We start from the raw sequence: 18,813 nt of genomic DNA, 5'->3' as shown, positions 1-18,813 counted from the left end.
CCTGACACCGTTCGAGCGGTTCGGCGGGCGATACCTGCACTGGGGCCGGGCACGGACGGCGGCCCCCGAATAACAAGAGTTTTGTTAAAGTGGCCGCATGGTTACCCCCTCCGCTCCCGGCGAAGGCCCCGTCCGTCCGGTCTCCGTCTCCCTCCACGAAGGCACGATCGCCGCCCTGAAGGCACGTACCGGCAGGCGAGGCATGTCCGCCTACGTCGAAGCGCTCATCCAGCGCCAGCTCGAGCGGGACCTGCTGCGCGAACTCATCGAGGACGCGGAAGCCGAACACGGCCCGGTGGACCGGGCAGCGGTCGAGACCAAGCGGGCAATCCTCCGCGGCGACACGGCCGACTCGGCGGACGCGGCGTGAGCGGGACGCTCGTCCTGGACTGTGAGGGATTGTCCAAACTCGTACGACGCTCCCCTGAAGTCACCGAGTGGCTGGCCGCGGCCGAGGACGAGGACATCCGCGTGGTCACCAGCTCCGTCACGCTGGTCGAAGCACGCGACCCCAAGGTCAACCAGGCCCGCTTCGACTACGCCGTCTCCCGCGTGAACATCGTCCCGCCCACCGAAACCATCGCCCGCCAGGCGAGCAAGCTCCTCGCCGCTGCCGGTCTGCACGGCCACAAGTACGCCCTCGACGCCATCGTGGCCGCCACCGCACTCGCCTCGCCCTCCCCCGTGACCGTACTGACGTCGGACCCCGAGGACCTCCTCGCACTGTGCCGCCCCGGCATCCGCATCGTCAAGGTCTGACCTGCGAGGCCGCGCCTCGGTCCATCCCCTTGTGCGGATCGGGGCGCTGAGCGGGGAGCCCTGGACAGGAGCCCTCCTCGGCAGGTCCGCGCCATGGCCAAATACAGCCGACATGTCGGTGAAGTACAAGGAGACGGCGCGGGGCGGGCTCGCGGTGAACATCATCGAGTGCTGAGCACCGCGCCGGGGCCCTGACACGCGCTTCTCGTCTCACGGTGCGGTCGGGGCCGGCGGGCTCGCATGCGATCGCCTGGCCTCCGGCCTCGCACCGCCGGCCGCTGCCACCCGTCGACTGCTCACCGAGCGCCTGCCCGGACCCGGCCGCCTCACCGCTGGTCGGCGATGTCCGCGGACGGCGGGGCGTGGGCGCGCTGCGCCGTGTGGGTGGTGTCGTTCGGATGGTGGGGTGAGAGGCGCGGCGCGCCGGTTTGCGGACGGCGGTGCGGGTCTATGTGTTGCTGGTGGTGCCCGCGCCGCGAGGCTCGGCCGTCGCGGCGACGGCGGACGAGCTGCGAGGAGCACGACCATGACAAGGTGCGAATCCGGACGGGTGCGGCGGCTGATATGCGTCGCGATTCTGCTGGTCCTGGCGGGGGCGGGTGGTCTGCCCGTGGCGTACGCGGCGGGGGCGGACCGGTCCGGGCCGCAGGTGCCGGGCCCTGAGATCGCCGCGACCGAATCCGCCATCAGCGACACGGCGGCGTGCACGCTCTCCACCGGGCCGTATCAGGAGGAGGTGGAGGAGCATCTGGGGCTGGTGGTGGACGGTGTCCAGTCCGCCGCGGACTGTGCGGTGATCCGGGAGTTCCAGCGGGAGCTCGGGATCCATCCCGACCAGGGATACGCGGGCCTGTACACGTATCGCGGGGTGATGTGGGAGCGGGCGGTGGCCGACGGGGATGCGATCGGCGGGTGTCCGGACACCTCGGGGGTGGTGGTGTGTGTCGACATGAACCGGCAGATCCTGTGGGTCGAGAACGCCGGGCGGGTCATCTTCCGGCCGGTGCCGGCGCGTACCGGGTCGCCGGACTTCCCGACCCGGGCCGGGTGGCACACGATATTCGACCGGCAGAAGGAGTTCTGGTCGACGCTCTACGAGGGGCCGATGCCCTTCGCCCAGTTCTTCGACGGCGGCCAGGCGCTGCACGGCAGTTACCGCAACATCTGGGAGGACCCGGGCTCGCACGGCTGTGTCAATCTCCGCTACGAGGACGCGAAGGCGCTGTGGAGCGGGCTGCGGCTGGGCGACGAGGTCCATGTCTGGGGCCGGCGCACCGGCGACTGACCCCGCGAGAGCCCGGTCGGCGGTGGCGGCTTGCGGTCAGCGGGCGGCGGCCGACGGTCAGCGGGCGGCCGTCGCGCTCAGGACCAGGCCGTGGCTCGTCCGCTTCGTCTCCTTCTCACCGTCCTCCGCGCTCTCCTCGTCCTCGGTGTCCTCGGTGTCCTTGATGACCTTGGCGGGCGGCGGGCCGAGGGCGATGACGCGCAGTTCACGAGCCCTGTCCTTGCCCTTGCCCTTGTCCTTTTCGCCGGGGGAGCTCTTGAGGACGGCGGGGTCGGGGGCGGGCTCGCTCAGCTCCTGGATGCGGCCGATGACGAACGTCACCCGTTCCCCGTCCGCCCGCTCCACCACGATCTTGTCGCCGACCCGGGTCCTGGCCACGTTCTTCGACAGCCCCGCGCCGTCACCGGCGTGGACGCGCCCGGCGAGCACGGCCACTCCCGGCTGCCCGGGAGCGACGCTGCCGGAGTGCCAGCCGGCCCGCGACTCGCTCTCGGCCGGCGGCAGCGGGAGCGCCCCCGCCCTGCCGGGCTTCAGCTCCGTCACCGGTACCGCGTCCACACCCGCGGACGCGATCCGCAGCTTCACCGGCCGGGCCTCCGGGCCCGCGGGCGCCCCGGCCCGTCCGTCGTCGGAAGCGCCGGATCCCTTGTCACAGGCGAGTGCGCCGGCCCCGAGAGCGAGCGTGAGCAGGCTCGCGAGTCCCAGGCGGTGCAGGCGACGGCGGGCGGGCGGCGAGAACATCGGACGCATGGAGACAACTCCGGGATCACTCGGCTGCGACGGCGGTGAATGCGGCACAGCGGACGCTATGCCAGGGGCGGGCGTGTGCCCGGCTGGACACCCCGGGTTCCGCGTGGAACCGACCGGACGGGCCTGACTCCGGCCCGACAGCCGTCCCCTGATCCGGCCCCGGACATGGCGGTGGCCCGGGGCGCGCGCTCGCGTCCCGGGCCACACGCTTCACAGGTCAGGAGCGGCGGGCGGCGCGGGGGCCGTCCTTGTCCTTGTCCTTGGCGTCGACCGTGCCATGGGTGGTGCAGCGCGGGTCGGGGGTCGCCTCGGTTCCGTTGACGGGGCAGTTGCTGCCGGGGGTGTCGGAGACCACGGTGTTGTCGAGCTTGAGGTCGCCGAAGGGGCGGGCGTTGGTGGTGAGGGAGAAGGTGATGGTCGCGGTCTGTCCGGGGGCGAGTGCGCCGGACCATTCCAGGACGGGCTCGCTGTAGGTGACGTCGCCGCGGGTGGCGGTGGCGTCGTTGTTGTAGCGGGCGTCGTCGAGGAGTTCGGTGAGGTCGTCGCTGAAGGTGGCCGGGTTCGCGTCGGTGTAGGCGGCGGTCCCGGTGTTCTTCACCGTGATGGTGTAGGCGACTTCCTCGCCGGCCTTGACGGTCGCGGCGCCCTTCTGCTTCTTGGTGATCTCCAGCTTGGAGATTTTGGTGGTGGTGGTGCTGGTGTTGTTGCCGGGGGTGGGGTCGGGGTCGTCGCCCTCGATGGTGGCGGTGTTGGTGATGGTGGTGGCGTTCGCGGCGGCGGTGCCGGTCACGGTGATGGTGACACTCGCGCCGTTGGCGAGGGTGCCACCGGTGCAGGTGAGGGTGCCGGCTCCGATGCCGCAGCCCGGTGTCTGGGTGGACGCCCCGGTGACCTGCGCCGGGATGCTGTCGGTGAGGGTCCAGCCGCTCGAAGCGCCGGGACCGTTGTTGGTGATGACGATGGTGTAGGTGATCTCGCCGCCGGGGGTGACGGTGGCGGGTCCGGTCTTCACCACCGAGAGGTCGACGCTGCGGCCGACGTTCGTGGTGGTGGTGTCCTCGTTGTTGTTCGGGTTGGGGTCGGGGTCGTCACCGTCGACGGTCGCGGTGTTCACGATCGAGGTCGTGTTCGGGGCGGCGGTGCCGGTGAGGGTGATGTTGAAGCCGGCGCCGTTCGCGAGCGGGCCGCCGTCACAGGTGAGGTTGCCGGCGGAGACGGTGCAGCCCGCCGTGGTGGTCGCGGCGTTCGCCAGACCGGCGGGGATCGGGTCGGTCAGGGTCCAGCCGGTTGACCCGCTCGGACCGTTGTTCGTGACCGTGATCGTGTACGAGACGTTTCCGCCCGCTGCCACCGTGGCGGGACCGGACTTGTCGACCGCGAGGTCGGCGCTCCGGCCCACGGTCGTGGTGACGGTGTCCGTGTTGTTGTTCGGGTTCGGGTCCGGGTCATCACCGGTGACCGTCGCCGTGTTCACGATCGACGTCGCACTCGCCGACGCCGTACCGGTCAGCGTGATGTTGAAGCTCGCGCCGTTCGCCAGCGGGCCGCCGTCACAGGTCAGGTTCCCACCCGCGACCGTGCAGCCCGCCGTGGTCGTGGCGGCGCCCGTCAGGCCGGCCGGAATCGGGTCCGACAGCGACCAGCCCGTTGACGCGCTCGGGCCATTGTTGGTGACGGTGATCGTGTACGACACGTTCCCGCCGGCCGTCACCGACGCCGGACCCGACTTGTCCACCGCGAGGTCGGCACTCCGGCCAACATTTGTGGTGGTCGTGTCGGTGTTGTTGTTCGGGTTGGGGTCGGGGTCATCACCGGTGACCGTCGCCGTGTTCACGATGGACGCGGTTCCGGGTGCGGCGCTGCCGGTGAGCGCGATGTTGAAGCTCGCACCGTTGGCGAGCGGGCCACCGTCACAGGTCAGGTTCCCGCCCGCGACCGTGCAGCCGGCCGTGGTCGTGGCAGCGTTCGCCAGACCCGCCGGGATCGGGTCCGACAGCGACCAGCCCGTCGAACCACTCGGACCGTTGTTCGTGACCGTGATCGTGTACGAGACGGCACCACCTGCGGCCACCGACGCCGGACCCGACTTGTCGACCGCCAAGTCGGCGCTGCGGGTCACGGTCGTGGTGACGGTGTCCGTGTTGTTGTTCGGGTTCGGGTCCGGGTCATCACCCGTCACCGTCGCCGTGTTCACGATCGACGTCGCACTCGCCGACGCCGTACCGGTCAGCGTGATGTTGAAGCTCGCGCCGTTCGCCAGCGGACCACCGTCACAGGTCAGGTTCCCACCCGCGACCGTGCAGCCCGCCGTGGTCGTGGCGGCGCCCGTCAGGCCGGCCGGAATCGGGTCCGACAGCGACCAGCCCGTTGACGCGCTCGGGCCATTGTTGGTGACGGTGATCGTGTACGACACGTTCCCGCCGGCCGTCACCGACGCCGGACCCGACTTGTCCACCGCGAGGTCGGCACTCCGGCCAACATTTGTGGTGGTCGTGTCGGTGTTGTTGTTCGGGTTGGGGTCGGGGTCATCACCGGTGACCGTCGCCGTGTTCACGATGGACGCGGTTCCGGGTGCGGCGCTGCCGGTGAGCGCGATGTTGAAGCTCGCACCGTTGGCGAGCGGGCCACCGTCACAGGTCAGGTTCCCGCCCGCGACCGTGCAGCCGGCCGTGGTCGTGGCAGCGTTCGCCAGACCCGCCGGGATCGGGTCCGACAGCGACCAGCCCGTCGAACCACTCGGACCGTTGTTCGTGACCGTGATCGTGTACGAGACGGCACCACCTGCGGCCACCGACGCCGGACCCGACTTGTCGACCGCCAAGTCGGCGCTGCGGGTCACGGTCGTGGTGACGGTGTCCGTGTTGTTGTTCGGGTTCGGGTCCGGGTCATCACCCGTCACCGTCGCCGTGTTCACGATCGACGTCGCACTCGCCGACGCCGTACCGGTCAGCGTGATGTTGAAGCTCGCGCCGTTCGCCAGCGGACCACCGTCACAGGTCAGGTTCCCACCCGCGACCGTGCAGCCCGCCGTGGTCGTGGCGGCGCCCGTCAGTCCGGCCGGAATCGGGTCCGACAGCGACCAGCCCGTTGACGCGCTCGGGCCATTGTTGGTGACCGTGATCGTGTAGGAGACGTTCCCGCCGGCCGTCACCGACGCGGGGCCCGACTTGTCGACCGCGAGGTCGGCACTCCGGCCGACCGCCGTCGTGATCGTGTCCGTGTTGTTGGTGGGGTCCGGGTCGGGGTCGTTGCCCGTGACCGTCGCGGTGTTCACGATGGACGTCGCGTTCGGGGCCGCGTTGCCCGTCAGGGTGATGTCGGTGCTCGCGCCGTTCGCCAGCGGGCCGCCCGTGCAGTTCAGATTGCCGCCCGCGACCGTGCAGCCCGGCGTCGTGGTCGCCGCGTTCGTCAGATTGGCCGGGATCGGGTCGGCGAGCGTCCAGCCCGTCGAGTTGTCCGGGCCGTTGTTGGTGACCGTGATCGTGTACGACACGGCGCCGCCGGCGGTCACCGACGCGGGGCCGGTCTTGTCGACCGCGAGGTCGACGGAGGCGGGCGGGGTGGTGCTCGTGTCGGTGTTGTTGCCGGGTACCGGGTCGGGGTCGTCGCCGGTGACCGTGGCCGTGTTGGTGATGGGCGCGGTGCCCGGCCCGGCGGTGCCGGTGACCGTGATCGTGGTGCTGGCGCCGTTGGCGAGCGCGGCGCCGGTGCAGTTGAGGACTCCGGCGGTGATGGTGCAGCCGGGGGTCGTCGTGGACGGGTTGACCAGGGCGGCCGGAAGGGTGTCCGTGACCGTGTAGCCGGTGGAGTCCCTGGGGCCGTTGTTGGTCACCGTGATCGTGTAGGTGAGCGGCCGGCCGGGGCTGTAGGCGGCCGGGGTGGCCGTCTTGGTCAGGGCCAGGTCGGTGGCGGCGCCGGGGTAGTTGGTGAAGGTGCAGGTGGTCTGGACACCGTTCGCGTCGGGGGACGCGGGCTGGGTCACCTGGACGGAGGTGCCGTTGCCGGAGGCGATCGGCGCGTTGTTGTGGGCGGTGTCCACACACGAGTAGGTGGTGGTGTAGTCGGCCAGATTCGTGCCGCCCGCGCCCGTCTCGGTGAAGGTGTAGGTCTCACCCACGACGGCGGGGACGGTGGTGGTCTCGCCGACGGCGGTCTGGAGGCCGGTGTCCGTACCGGTGGTGGTGCCGGTGTTGCCCGAGCCGATGCCGTTCCCGGTGACCGACACCTGGAACTGGTCACCCGGGTTGACCCGGCCCACGACGTTCTTCTGCGCGGTCAGCGAGCCGGTGAAGGAGCAGTTCCCGGCGTCCGCGACCCCGGAGGGCGTGCCGCCCGGGACCGACATGTTCACCGAGGACACGAGCGCCCCGGTGTTGGGGTCGATCTTGCTCAGTACGCCGGCCGCGCCCTCGTTGACGGTGACGTAGAGGTAGCCGTCGGCCCCGAACATCACACCGCCGTACGCCGTCCCGCTCGCGGAGGGCGGGAGGGTGGAGAGCAGGCTCGCGGTCAGCGGGATGTTCGCGGCCGTCGTCGGCAGGGTCTGGTTGATGCGGACCAGGACGCTGGTCGTGCCGCCCGAGATCAGCATGTACAGGTTCCCGGCGCTGTCGAAGGCCATGTCGCCCGACCCGCCGGGAGTGGGGTAGGTCAGCGTGCCCACCTGGCCGACACTGACATTGTTGACCGTGTCGAAGGCGTAGATCGCCTGGGCCGAGGACGAGTTCAGCGAACCGGAGTAGTAGTACCAGCCATTGACCGGGTTGATCGCCCCGCGCAGGATGGCGCCCACCGCGGGCGGCTGCACCGCGCCCGGGAACGCCTGGGTGGTGTTGGTCGCCAGGTCCAGCCGGTACACGTTGTACGGACTGCCCGAGGCCGCCGGGGGCGACAGCGCCCACGCCGACAGCCCGCCCGGCGAGATGTCCATCGCGTTCAGGTTCGGGGCGACACCGGTGAAAGTACCGATCGCGGAACGGACACCCGTGGAGAGATTCACCTCCTGAACCGAACCGTCACCACCCGACAGCACATAACCGAACCCCGGCAGACACGCCGCCGGAACCCGCGCCGACACCTCCGCTTTCGCGGGCTCCGCCTGCGCGACAGCCGTCCCCATGCCCACCGTGGCGAGCTGGGCCAGGACAGCGAGAACCAGCACCATACGGCCGGGTCTGCGAATCGAGAGGGCCCTGGGCACCCTCCCTCGAAGGCTGATCGTCAAAGCTCTCTCCGATTCCGCGCCCGGGGCCGTCACACCGGGCAGGGAAGCCCGCCGACCGCAATGAACGCTTATTCAGAGAGATAATGCCTATGCGTCATCCATATTCCGCGCAGGCGCATGGATATCTTTATCCGGCATCCGCCGTTTGCTCCATCTTTCGAGAGAAAGAGCTGGTGAGCGAGGATATTGTTCACTCTCGCCGACTCTGAATCCCGGATATTCGCCGCGCATATCAGCGGCCCGGCCGATCAGGGAGAAGGCCCCGGGTCAGGCGCCGCCGGCCGCATGGCGGGCGACATCCGCGTACAGCCGGAAAAGGCGGACACCGGCGCCCTCCCCGCCCTTCTCCTCCAGGAGCGACCAGCACTCCGCGAAGAGCTCGCGGGCCCGTGCGCCGGGCCAGGGGCGGGGAAGTAGTTCGGGGGGCAGCAGGGGGTCGGGTTCCATGGCGCGGGTGAATTCGGCGGCGAGTTCGACCGCGATGGTGAGCCGCTCGGCGGCGGAGAGGGGCTCGGGGGCGCGGAGCCGGGCGAGGCGGGGCCGGGTCACGGCGGTCAGGCGCAGATGGCGTTCGGCGATCTCCGTCTGCGGCCACCAGAGCCGGGCGAGGGCCGCCGGGTCGCGTTCGGTGCCGTGCCGCAGGTCGGTGGTGGTGAGGAAGGAGACGTGGTCCAGTACGCCGAGCCGGGCGGCCTCGGTCTCCGCGTAGGGCTCCCAGGGGTTCGGGCTGACGTAGAGACCGCCCTGGACGGGGGCGCCGCCCAGCCGGGTGACGGCGGTGCGCAGGGCGTCGCGGGCGGTGCGGGCCGATTCGGGGACGGCGAAGCCGAGCAGATGCCAGGTGCCGTCCCAGGGGGCGAGGCCGGCGTCCTGCCGGTAGGCGTGGGTGACGAACTCGACGTCGGGTGCGAGGGCTTGCCCGGTGGCGCCGGTCGCCCTCAGCAGCGCCTTGCGGCCCCTGCCCTCCTGGGTGAACCGGCCCTCGGTGATGAGCCGCTTGACGCAGAGGCGCACCTGCTGGTCGGTCATGCCGAGCAGGGGCGCGGCGGCGTAGAGCTCGCCGGTGTCGACCGTGTGGTCGGTACGGACCAGGGCCTCGACGAGCATCCGGGTGGGGACCTGCACGGCGGGTGCCGGGAGGTCGTGCGCGGAGGTCATGGGTGGCGGGCCTTTCGGAGGGGGACGCGGGGCCGGAGCGGACGGAGTGGTGCGGATCAGGGTGAATCCGCGCGGACGGGGGCGGGGGTGGCGGTCATCCGCCCACATGCTTACGATTCTTAATCTATCGTATCGGATACGATCGTTTCACTTTCCTTCCCATCTGGAGGTGGCCGTCATGGGCCGCGGCAACATCCTTCCGCACGGCCGCCGGCGCGTCCTCGCCCTGACCGCCGCGGTGGTGACCCTGATCGCCGCCGTTCTCGGCGGCGTGGTGGTCTGGCAGCACTCGTACGACATGGAGACCCGGCGGATCACCATCGCGCACGGCGGGCACACCCTCCGCGCCGTCCTGACCACCCCCGAGGGCGGACGCGGACGTCATCCCCTGGTGGTGATGGTCCACGGCGACGGCCCCGTCGACGCGACCCGGGAGGACGGGTACCAGCCCTTGTGGGAGGCGTACGCGCGCGCCGGGTACGCGACCCTGTCCTGGGACAAGCCCGGGGTGAACGGGGCGCCCGGGAACTGGCTGGAGCAGTCCATGGACGACCGGGCGGACGAGGTCGCGGCGGCCATCGGCTGGGCCCGTTCCCGGCCGGAGATCGATGCCCGGCACATCGGGCTGTGGGGTGCCAGCCAGGCCGGCTGGGTCATGCCGAAGGTCGCCGAGCGCACGGAGGTGGCCTTTGTGATCGCCGTCGCCCCGGCGATCAACTGGCTCCGGCAGGGCCGCTTCCATCTGCTGGCCGAGCTGAAGGACCGCGGTGCCCCGGCCGCCGAGGCCGAGAAGGAGATCGCGCGGAGCGACCGGGTCCGGGCGCTGCTGCGGCGCGGTGCGACCCACCGGGAGTACCTGGCGGCCATGGGCGGTGCGGACGGCATGACCGAGGACCGCTGGGGGTTCATCGGCCGGAACCACACGGCCGACGCCATGGACGCGCTGCCGGCGCTGCGCGGGGTGCCCGTACTGCTGGCCCTCGGCGGCCATGACCGCCATGTGGACAGCGCCGACACCGAGGCCGGGTACCGGGAGCGGCTGGAGGCCGGCGGCGGGCTCACGGTCCGTCACTACCCGGACGCCGATCACACCATGGTCGACGACTCGCTCGCCCGGTCGGAGTTCCGGCTCACCGTCACCGCCGTCCTCGCTCCGCGCGCCGTCTTCGCGGACCGCTTCCTGCGCGACCAGGAAACGTTTCTGCGCAACCTCCCCCGCCCGGCCTGACGAGCACGGGCGGGCGGATGAACTCGGCCCCGGCCGGATGAGCACGACCCCGGCCGGACGAGCACGGGCGGCCGGCCCGCCGGGGCCGTGCGGATGAGCAGGGCCCATCCGCACGGCCCCGGTGTCTCACCGCCCGGTCCGGCCCGCCCCCGGGCCGGACCAGAAGGACTCCAGCAGCGCGGCGAACTCCCCGGCGCGCTCGATCTGCGGCAGGTGGCCGGTACAGGGGAACAGACGGGTACGGGCGCCGGGCAGCGCGGCCGACGCGTTGGCGAGATGGGCGGCCGGCAGGATCCGGTCGTGGGAGCCCCAGACGACGAGGGTGGGGATGCCGAGCGCCCGCACCGCCGTGAGCAGCTCCCGCCGCCAGCCGGCCCGTACGCCCCCGACCGATCCGAGCGAGCGGGCCACCCGGCGCAGGGTCACGGCCGCGCCCGGACGGCGGGCGAGTTCCAGGGCCAGGGCGATCCGTTCCGGAGTGGCGAAGGACGGGTCGTGGTGGAGGGAGCGTTCCGCCGAGCGCGCGCCGCGCTCACCGGGGACGAGCAGAAACCGCCAGAGCAGGGGCAGATCGAGGATCCGCAGGGCCCAGGTGACCTCGCGGCCGAATCCGGCGCTGTTGGCGAGGGCGAGCGAGGCCACCCGGGCGGGGGCGTGGACGGCCAGCCGCATCGCCACGGCGCCGCCGAGCGAATTGCCCACCACATGGGCGGGTTCGGTGACCCCGAGGCGGTCCAGGGTCCTCGCCACATGACCGGCCAGCGCCGGGAGCCGGAGGTCGGGCAGGGGCTGCGACCGGCCGAAGCCCGGGAGGTCGAGCGCGAGCACCCGGTGGGCGGGGAGCTCGGCCCGCAGCGGCTCCCAGTCCTCCAGGCTGCGGCCGAGCCCGTGCAGCAGGACCACCACCGGGCCGCCGGCGGGGCCGGTGACGCTGTGGCGGACGCGGTATCCGTCCACCTCGGCGAAGTCCATCACGGCCTGCCCGGCGCACGGCCGGTGGGAGTCAGCTCGACGATCACGCCGTCCGGGCGGGCGCCGTCCCCGCCGAGACCCGGGACCCGGCGCACCAGGTCGCGGAAGAAGCGGCCGGGGTCGATGACGGCCTCGGGCGGATGGACGCCGGGCGGCAGGCCGGCGCCGTCGACGAGCTGGGCGAGCCCCAGCGCCAGCGGGATGCCGGTCGCCTCGGCCATGTCGTCGGTGAGCGCGGCGGTGCCGGGGGTCTCGGCGAGCCGGGCGAGGACGGTGACCGGCCGGCCGTCGAGCGTCCCCGTGGCGGCGGCGAAGAACGGCGGGAGGGTTCCCGGGCCCTTGAGGCTCATCGCGCCGACGGCCGCCCGCAGCGCGCGGGAGACCGAGGGCTTGGAGAGATCGGCGGCGGCGGTCTCATTGGTGAGCCGGCCCGCGTCGATGTCGCGGCGGAGCACGTCCAGATAGGCCGCCGTGCCGGGGGTGACGACCATGAGGTTGGCGGATTCCCCGGCGGGCCGGAAGCTGCGGTGGAGGGTGACCGGCTCCGGGTGCCCGACGGTGTACGCCGTGCCGGAGCGGCCCTCGGCGACGGTGAGCGTCACCGGCAGCAGCGGCCGCCGGTGCACCAGCCGTCCTTCGCTGACCACCGCGGCCTTTCCGCTGATCTGCTCCATCCAGTGCACGGCGGCGGCGCTGGGGCGGCCGTCGGGGTCGACCAACTGCTCGTCCCCCCGGCTCCTGTCGGACGAGACATCGACGGGCCAGGCGGTGTAGAGGTCCTGGAGGTGGTCGAGCCGGCCGGCCGCGCGGGCGGCCAGCAGATTGCTGACACCGGGGCTGGCGCCCATGCCGACCACGGCGCAGACCCCGGCGGCCCGCGCCTCCCGGTCCAGGCCGAGCATCCGCCGGGTCGGCTCCCAGTCGTCGCAGATGTCCAGATAGTGGGTGCCGGCGGCGATGGCCGCCCGCAGCACGGTCATGCCGAACCGGTAGTACGGGCCCACGGTGTTGAGCACCGCGTCGGCGTCCTCCAGCGCCGCCCGCAGTGCGGCGGCGTCGGTCACGTCGACCCGCAGCGGGCGCATCGGCACTCCGGAGCCGGCGAGACGGTGCACCAGTTCCCGTGCCGCCTCCGGCCGGCGGTCGGCCACCACGATCTCGGTCACGCCGGGTATCCCGGCGGCCACGCGTACCGCGACCGCCCCCATCGCACCGGGTCCGCCGAGTGCCAGGATCCTCATCGACTCACTCCTTCTATCGTTTTCATTACGCTCGAATGCTATACGATCGTTTTGAGAACGAGCAATGCATGAATGGAGGGGCACATGCCCGACGGACAGCACACGCACCCATCTCCCGGTTCGCCGCCGGCCCGTCATGTCCGGGTCGTCATCGTCGGCGCGGGGTTCGCCGGCATCGGCACGGCGATCCGGCTGATGGCGGAGGGGCACCGGGATCTGCTGATCCTCGAACGCGAGGAGGAGCCGGGCGGCGCCTGGCGGGACAACACCTATCCGGGCTGCGCCTGCGACGTACCGTCCCGGCTGTACTCCTTCTCCTTCGCCCCCAACCCGGAGTGGAGCCGGCGCTACGCGCCCCAGGAGGAGATACGGCGGTATCTGCGGCAGTGCGCCGACAGCCACGGCCTGGGACCCCGTCTGCGGCTCGGCTGCGAACTGCGCGCGGCCCGCTGGGATGCCGAGCGGCAGCGCTGGGAGCTGCGGACCAGCCGGGGCCCGCTGACCGCCGGCGTACTGGTGATGGCCCAGGGCCCGCTCTCGGAACCGGCCGTGCCGGCCATTCCCGGCCTGGACGGCTTCACCGGCGAGCTCTTCCACTCGGCACGCTGGCGGCACGGCCTCGATCTGGGCGACCAGCACGTCGGGGTGATCGGGACCGGCGCCAGCGCCGTGCAGTTCATCCCCCGTCTCCAGCGCGCGGCACGGCGGGTGACCGTCTTCCAGCGCACCCCCTCCTGGATCATGCCGCGAAACGACCGGCCGGTCCCCGGCTGGCAGCGCGCCCTCTTCCGGCACCTGCCGGTGGCCCAGCGGGCGGCGCGCGCCCGGGAGTATCTGGTCCGGGAGGCGGGACTGCCCGCGCTGCTCGGCAACCGCACCCTGGCCGCCCTCGGCCGCCGGCAGGCGCTGGCCCATCTGCACCGGCAGATCGGCGACCCGGCCCTGCGGGCCGCGCTGACCCCCGACTACGCGCTGGGCTGCAAGCGGGTACTGATGTCGGACGACTACTATCCGGCCCTGAGCAGCCCCAATGTCGAGGTGGTCACCGACCCGATCACGGAGATCGCGCCGGACGCGGTGCGCACCGGCGGCACCGGGGGGAACACCGCGTCACACCCCGTGGACGTACTGATCCTCGGCACCGGATTCCGGGTCACCGACGCCGCGTACGCCCGGCGGGTGACCGGCGCCGGCGGACGGACCCTGGACGAGGTCTGGCAGGGCAGCCCGCAGGCCCATCTCGGCACCACCGTCGCCGGATTCCCCAATCTCTTCCTGATGGCGGGCCCGAACACGGGAGTCGGGCACACCAGCCTGATCTACATGATCGAGTCGCAGATCCGCTATGTGCTCAGCTGTCTGCGGATGATGGACGAGCGCGGCATCGGCGCCGTGGAGGTGCGGGCCGGCGCGCAGTCCTCGTACAACGCCGAGCTCCAGCGGCGCATGCGCGACACGGTGTGGGCCACCGGCGGCTGCGCGGGCTGGTACCGCGACCGGCAGGGGCGGGTGACCACCATCTGGCCCGAACCGACCTGGCGTTACCGGCGCCGCACCCGGAGCTTCGATCCGGAGCGGTATGTCCTGAGCCCCGCGCCGGGCGCCCCGCCCGGCCGCGCGCCCGGGCGGCCGGCGGCCCGCACCACCGCCTGACGCGGGGCCGGACGTGACAGGACACCCGCCGGCCGGACGCCCCCGGCACACCCCGGCCACCCGGCTGCTCGCGGCCGAGGCGCTGAGCTCGCTGCTGCTCTCGGCCGCCGGTCTCGCGGCCCTCGCCCCCGGCCCGGAGGAGATGCCCGAGGGGGTGCAGCTGCTGGGGCTCGTCACCCTGCTGTCGGTGATCGCCGCCACCGTGCACACCTGGCGGCTGACCCTCAGGGACGGGCTCATGCCGCCGGCCCGCCCGTCCGGACTCCGCCGGCGGGCGGCGGCGGAGCGGCGGCTGTGCCGGATGCTGTTCCTCCATCCCGCCGTGCTGATCGTCCTGCTGCCGGTCCCGGCGGACCGGGTCGGCTTCTGGTTCTGGCTCTCCGTGCTGGGCGGAGTGGGCGGGGCCGCCTCGCTCGGTGTGCTGTTCCGGGCGCTCCGGGCGGAGGGCCCGGCGGGCACCGCCCGCCACAACAGCCCCACCGTCCCGGACGCTTCTGTTCCGCCGCAGGTCACGGACGTACGGGTATGTTGGGCCGATGATTGCCGGCACCACCGCCCAGGCCATTGTCGATGACATCGTCGGCCGGCTCGGCGTCAATGTGAACATCATGGACGAGCGAGGGCTGATCATCGCCAGCGGTGATCACGCCCGGGTGGGGAGTCTCCACGAGGGCGCCCTGCGGGTGCTGGAGTCGGGGCGGCCGTTCTCGGTGACGGGCGAGGAGGCCCGGCTGCTCAACGGCACCCGGGCCGGGGTCAATCTTCCGCTCCGGCTGGACAGCGAGATCGTCGGCGTCGTCGGGGTCAGCGGCGAGCCCCGGGACGTCGGCGAGATCGCCCGGGCCATCGCGCACCTGGCCGAGGTCATGGTGATGCAGCAGGCGTTTCTCGGTGAGGCGGGCTGGCGGCACCGGGTGCGCCGGCAGATCGTCGAGGATCTCATCGCCGCCCGGCTGACCCCGCAGAGCTGGCGCCAGCGGCAGCAGCTCGCGGGGTGCCGGGTGGAACCCCCGTACACCCTCTTCGCGCTCCGCGGCGAGCCGGCCGGCCCGACCGCGGATCCGCGCGATCTCTACCGGTGGCTGGAGGCGGACGAGAGCGCCGTACTGGCCTCCGCCGACGCCGAGGGGGTGGTGTGGGTGGTGGCGGGCCGGGCCGCCGCCGCCCCGCTGCGGCGCAGGCTGTCGGCGTTGTGCGGGAGCCGGCCGGAGATGGGGGTCCTGGACGCGGGGAGCGCGGAGGAGTTCGCCGCACTGGTGGAGCGGACGGGGCAGGCACGGCTGGCCGTACGGAGAAGGCTGGTCGGAGAGGTGCGGCTGGCCGATCTGGAGCTGCCAGTACTGCTCGCCCGGCTCGACGCGGCGACCAGGGCGGGCGCGGCCGAGCGGGTGCTGGGGCCGCTCTCCGCCGAGCTGCGGCACACCCTGCGGGTCTACTTCGCCCGGGACCGCAGTGTCACCGACGCGGCCCGGGTGCTGAATGTGCACCGCAACACCCTCGCCTACCGGCTGGGCCGGATCGAGGAGCTCACCAGCCGCGATCCGCGCTCCTTCCAGGACGCCGTCGTCCTCCAGGTCGCGCTCCATCTCACCGAGCTCGACCGGTAGTCCGGCCCGCTCCGGTCTTGTGCACCGTGCACAAGACGGGGTGGGCCAGCGGGGGAAAAGTTCGTCATCCGGGCCAATACGGTTGGCGGGTTCCAGTCCCTAGAGTTCCGGCACGGCTCACCGGAACACCGGATGTGCTGATTCATCCGGAAGGGACCGGTTTCGTGCGCATAGTCATCGCTCCCGACTCCTTCAAGGGGAGCCTCGGCGCGGACGCCGCCTGTGCCGCCATCGAGGCGGGCGTACGGCGGGCACTGCCCGGCGCCGAAGTGGTCCTGGTGCCGATGGCCGACGGCGGCGAGGGCACCCTGGACTGCATTCTCGGCGCGACCGGCGGACGCGAGGTCGGGCTGACCGCCGCCGACCCGCTGGGGCGGCCGGTGAGGGCCCGGTATGTGCTCGGCGCCCAGGCCAGGTCCGCGGTGGTGGAACTCGCCTCGGCCTCGGGGCTGCCGCTGCTGGCGCCGGAGGAACGCGATCCGCTGCGCGCCGGGACCGCGGGCACCGGTGAACTGATCCGCGACGCGATCTCCCGGGGCGCGCGCGAGGTGCTGGTCTGCATCGGCGGCAGCGCGAGCACCGACGGCGGTACGGGGCTGATGCGGGCGCTCGGAGTCCGCTTCGAGGACGCCGGCGGGGCCGAACTGCCGCCCGGAGGCGCGGCCCTCGCCCGCCTCGCCCGGATCGACACCTCCGGGGTGCCGGAGGCGGTGCGCCGCACCCGGTTCCGTATCGCCTGTGATGTGACCAACCCGCTGGTCGGGCCGGAGGGCGCGGCGGCGGTGTTCGGGCCGCAGAAGGGCGCGGGGCCCGAAGAGGTGCGGGAGCTGGACCGGGCGCTCGTCCGCTTCGCCGATGTGCTGGCCGACACCTACGGGGTGCGGGTGCACGATCTGCCGGGGGCCGGGGCCGCCGGGGGCACCTGTGGCGGGATGGTCGCCGTGCTGGGTGCCGAGCCGGTACCGGGGTGCGAACTGGTCGCCGAGACGGTCGGACTGGCGGCGGCGCTGGACGGCGCCGATCTGGTGATCACCGGTGAGGGCCGGCTGGATCAGCAGAGCGCGGCCGGCAAGGTCATCTCCCTGGTGGCCCGGCTCGCCGGGCGGAACGGCACCCCGGCGGTCGCGCTGGCCGGGGAGATCGTCCATCCCTTCGACGGTCTGCACGCCCTGGGCCTGACCGCCGCCTTCAGCATCGCGGACGGTCCGCGAACGCTGGACATCATGACCAAGTCCGCGGACGAGCTGCTGTCGGCCGCCGCCGAGCAGGCCGTACGCCTGCGCTTCGCCTGACCGGCTCACCCGCCGGCCACCCGGCCGGCTCCGGCCGCCCGCCCGCCGGCCTCACAGACTCCCCCACGCACCTCTGTCCCCATGTGTCGCTCTGCAACACGCTTCGCCCGCAAGGAGTCCCATGAGCACCACCGGACCATTCCTGCTCGCCGCGCTGGCGGTGAGCATCGCCCTGATCATCCTGCTCTGCGGCCGGTTCAAGCTCCACCCCTTCCTCGCCATCGTCATCGCCACCTATGGCTTCGGCCTGACGGCGATGGGCATCGGTGCCGCGTCGGGTGCGGAGAAGCCCTTTGTCGACAAGCTCGGTACGGTGATAGCCGAGGGCTTCGGCGGCATTCTGGCCAGCATCGGCCTGGTCATCCTCTTCGGCACGATCATCGGCAAGGTGCTGGAGCGCACCGGGGCCGCGGTGACGCTGGCCGAGGCGGTGCTGAAGGTCGTGGGCAAGCGCCATCCGGCCCTCGCCATGTCGCTGATCGGCTGGGTCGTCTCCATCCCGGTGTTCTGCGACTCCGGCTATGTGGTGCTCTCCCCCCTCCAGCGCTCGATAGCCCGCAAGACCGGCAAGAACCCGGTCGTCCTGGGCACCGCGCTGGCCACCGGTCTGTACGCCTCGCACACCTTCGTGCCGCCGACCCCCGGTCCGATCGCGGCGGCGGGCAATCTGGGCATCGGCTCCGACGGTCTGGTCTGGGTCATCCTCTTCTCCATCCCGGTCTCGCTGGTCGCCGCGCTCGCCGGTCTGGTCTGGGCGCTGCGCCGCACCGGGAATCTGGAGAGCAAGCTGCCCGACGCGCACCAGACGTTCGAGGAGTACAAGGAGCAGTTCGACCACCTGCCCAGCCTGAGCCGGGCGCTCACCCCGATCCTGCTGCCCATCCTCCTCATGGCCACGGGTTCGGTCGCCTCCTTCCCCTCCGGTGACGGCACCCTGGTGGACGGCGCCTTCGGCAGCTTCCTGAGCGACATCGGCTCCCCCGTCAACGCCCTGCTGATCGGTGTGATCCTGGCGCTCGCGCTGCTCCCGGCGAAGCGGGACGCCAAGGCGCTCACCACCTGGGTGGCGGAGGGCCTGGTGGACGCCGCCCCGATCCTGGTCATCACCGGTGCGGGCGGCGCCTTCGGCGCGGTGATCAAGTCGACCCCGATCGCCGACTACATCGCCTCCCTCATCGGGGACGGATCGTCGGTCAGCGGACTCACCGCGCTGCTGGTCCTCTTCGGTCTCGCCGCACTGCTGAAGACCGCGCAGGGCAGCACCACCGCCGCGCTGATCATCACCTCCACCCTGGCCCAGCCGCTGCTGCCGGCCCTGGGGCTGGACGGGATGCTCGGCGGGATCCCGATCGGGCAGGTGCTGGCGGTCCTGGCCATCGGGGCCGGCGCGATGGTGGTCAGCCATGTCAACGACTCCTACTTCTGGGTGGTCTCGCAGTTCTCCGGCATGACCGTCAAGACCGCCTACCGGGCGCACACCGCGGCCACCCTCGTCCAGGGATTCACCTCCCTCGCCGCGGTCCTGGTCCTCGGGGTGTTCCTGCTCTGAGCCGCCGGGGTCCGGCGGCGGGGCACGTACCGCCGCCGGACCCCGGTCCCGTGCCGCCCGCCCGTAACGCCGATCCGGGCGGGTCCGGCACCACC

General features: G+C 72.3%; 14 protein-coding genes. 9 read left to right on the top strand and 5 right to left on the bottom strand.

The features are described 5' to 3' along the window. Positions 1-97: 97 nt before the first annotated feature. The 3 genes from AAFN69_RS22555 (at position 98) to AAFN69_RS22545 (ending at position 2,044) form a co-directional block, all read left to right on the top strand. Positions 98-370, top strand: coding sequence for a hypothetical protein (locus AAFN69_RS22555; RefSeq protein WP_347730472.1), 273 nt, complete (start codon positions 98-100; stop codon positions 368-370). Continuing rightward, positions 367-759: a PIN domain-containing protein gene (locus AAFN69_RS22550; RefSeq protein ID WP_347730471.1), complete on the top strand. Its 393-nt coding sequence runs from the start codon at positions 367-369 to the stop codon at positions 757-759. The genes AAFN69_RS22555 and AAFN69_RS22550 overlap by 4 nt, the downstream gene beginning before the upstream one ends. Positions 760-1,285: 526 nt before the next feature. Continuing rightward, positions 1,286-2,044 (top strand): L,D-transpeptidase, encoded by a 759-nt coding sequence (locus tag AAFN69_RS22545; RefSeq protein WP_347730470.1) that lies wholly within the window; start codon positions 1,286-1,288, stop codon positions 2,042-2,044. 57 nt (positions 2,045-2,101) lie between these two features. On the opposite strand, the gene AAFN69_RS22540 is transcribed toward AAFN69_RS22545, so the two are convergent. The 3 genes from AAFN69_RS22540 to AAFN69_RS22530 form a co-directional block, all read right to left on the bottom strand. Then, positions 2,102-2,794 carry a class F sortase gene (locus AAFN69_RS22540; protein WP_347730469.1) on the bottom strand — a complete coding sequence of 231 codons (693 nt, stop codon included), beginning with the start codon at positions 2,792-2,794 and terminating at the stop codon, positions 2,102-2,104. A 217-nt stretch (positions 2,795-3,011) separates the two neighbouring features. Further along, positions 3,012-7,958: a DUF11 domain-containing protein gene (locus AAFN69_RS22535; RefSeq protein WP_347730468.1), complete on the bottom strand. Its 4,947-nt coding sequence runs from the start codon at positions 7,956-7,958 to the stop codon at positions 3,012-3,014. A 327-nt stretch (positions 7,959-8,285) separates the two neighbouring features. Beyond that, the gene (locus AAFN69_RS22530) at positions 8,286-9,176 is read right to left on the bottom strand and encodes a PaaX family transcriptional regulator C-terminal domain-containing protein (RefSeq protein WP_347730467.1); all 891 of its coding nucleotides are present in this window, start codon (positions 9,174-9,176) and stop codon (positions 8,286-8,288) included. Between the two features lie 178 nt (positions 9,177-9,354). Here AAFN69_RS22530 and AAFN69_RS22525 point away from each other — a divergent pair, with 178 nt between their 5' ends. Further along, positions 9,355-10,404, top strand: a complete 1,050-nt coding sequence (locus tag AAFN69_RS22525; RefSeq protein WP_347730466.1) for an alpha/beta hydrolase — start codon at positions 9,355-9,357, stop codon at positions 10,402-10,404. A gap of 126 nt (positions 10,405-10,530) precedes the next feature. On the opposite strand, the gene AAFN69_RS22520 is transcribed toward AAFN69_RS22525, so the two are convergent. Both AAFN69_RS22520 and AAFN69_RS22515 read right to left on the bottom strand, forming a co-directional pair. Further along, positions 10,531-11,376, bottom strand: coding sequence for an alpha/beta fold hydrolase (locus AAFN69_RS22520; RefSeq protein ID WP_347730465.1), 846 nt, complete (start codon positions 11,374-11,376; stop codon positions 10,531-10,533). Then, the gene (locus AAFN69_RS22515) at positions 11,376-12,617 is read right to left on the bottom strand and encodes a saccharopine dehydrogenase NADP-binding domain-containing protein (protein ID WP_347730464.1); all 1,242 of its coding nucleotides are present in this window, start codon (positions 12,615-12,617) and stop codon (positions 11,376-11,378) included. Before AAFN69_RS22515 ends, AAFN69_RS22520 begins: the two co-directional genes overlap by 1 nt. Before the next feature lie 84 nt (positions 12,618-12,701). Between AAFN69_RS22515 and AAFN69_RS22510 the strand changes: the two genes are divergently transcribed. The 5 genes from AAFN69_RS22510 to AAFN69_RS22490 all read left to right on the top strand — a co-directional run bounded on the left by AAFN69_RS22510 (position 12,702) and on the right by AAFN69_RS22490 (position 18,718). Further along, entirely contained in the window at positions 12,702-14,270 is a 1,569-nt protein-coding gene (locus tag AAFN69_RS22510; protein ID WP_347730463.1) for an NAD(P)/FAD-dependent oxidoreductase, read from the top strand. Between the two features lie 13 nt (positions 14,271-14,283). Continuing rightward, positions 14,284-14,844, top strand: coding sequence for a hypothetical protein (locus AAFN69_RS22505; RefSeq protein ID WP_347730462.1), 561 nt, complete (start codon positions 14,284-14,286; stop codon positions 14,842-14,844). After that, positions 14,807-15,877, top strand: a complete 1,071-nt coding sequence (locus tag AAFN69_RS22500) for a sugar diacid recognition domain-containing protein (protein WP_347730461.1) — start codon at positions 14,807-14,809, stop codon at positions 15,875-15,877. Before AAFN69_RS22505 ends, AAFN69_RS22500 begins: the two co-directional genes overlap by 38 nt. A gap of 164 nt (positions 15,878-16,041) precedes the next feature. Beyond that, a complete protein-coding gene (locus AAFN69_RS22495) occupies positions 16,042-17,169 on the top strand; it encodes a glycerate kinase (RefSeq protein WP_347730460.1) in 1,128 nt (375 codons plus the stop codon). A gap of 121 nt (positions 17,170-17,290) precedes the next feature. After that, positions 17,291-18,718, top strand: coding sequence for a GntP family permease (locus tag AAFN69_RS22490; RefSeq protein WP_347730459.1), 1,428 nt, complete (start codon positions 17,291-17,293; stop codon positions 18,716-18,718). The last annotated feature ends 95 nt before the right edge of the window (positions 18,719-18,813 follow it).

The organism is Streptomyces sp. CAU 1734, from assembly GCF_039888735.1.
Classification (GTDB): domain Bacteria; phylum Actinomycetota; class Actinomycetes; order Streptomycetales; family Streptomycetaceae; genus Streptomyces.
Note: the sequence above shows the minus strand (reverse complement) of the source record. Positions and strands in the feature narration are given on the sequence as shown.

Bases quoted from the DNA above. Each gene is read 5' to 3' on its own strand.
- AAFN69_RS22555 (WP_347730472.1), top strand. From the start codon at position 98: ATGGTTACCCCCTCCGCTCCCGGCGAAGGCCCCGTCCGTCCGGTCTCC.
- AAFN69_RS22545 (WP_347730470.1), top strand. From the start codon at position 1,286: ATGACAAGGTGCGAATCCGGACGGGTGCGGCGGCTGATATGCGTCGCG.
- AAFN69_RS22540 (WP_347730469.1), bottom strand. From the start codon at position 2,794: ATGCGTCCGATGTTCTCGCCGCCCGCCCGCCGTCGCCTGCACCGCCTG.
- AAFN69_RS22535 (WP_347730468.1), bottom strand. From the start codon at position 7,958: ATGGTGCTGGTTCTCGCTGTCCTGGCCCAGCTCGCCACGGTGGGCATG.
- AAFN69_RS22530 (WP_347730467.1), bottom strand. From the start codon at position 9,176: ATGACCTCCGCGCACGACCTCCCGGCACCCGCCGTGCAGGTCCCCACC.
- AAFN69_RS22525 (WP_347730466.1), top strand. From the start codon at position 9,355: ATGGGCCGCGGCAACATCCTTCCGCACGGCCGCCGGCGCGTCCTCGCC.
- AAFN69_RS22520 (WP_347730465.1), bottom strand. From the start codon at position 11,376: ATGGACTTCGCCGAGGTGGACGGATACCGCGTCCGCCACAGCGTCACC.
- AAFN69_RS22515 (WP_347730464.1), bottom strand. From the start codon at position 12,617: ATGAGGATCCTGGCACTCGGCGGACCCGGTGCGATGGGGGCGGTCGCG.
- AAFN69_RS22510 (WP_347730463.1), top strand. From the start codon at position 12,702: ATGCCCGACGGACAGCACACGCACCCATCTCCCGGTTCGCCGCCGGCC.
- AAFN69_RS22500 (WP_347730461.1), top strand. From the start codon at position 14,807: ATGATTGCCGGCACCACCGCCCAGGCCATTGTCGATGACATCGTCGGC.
- AAFN69_RS22490 (WP_347730459.1), top strand. From the start codon at position 17,291: ATGAGCACCACCGGACCATTCCTGCTCGCCGCGCTGGCGGTGAGCATC.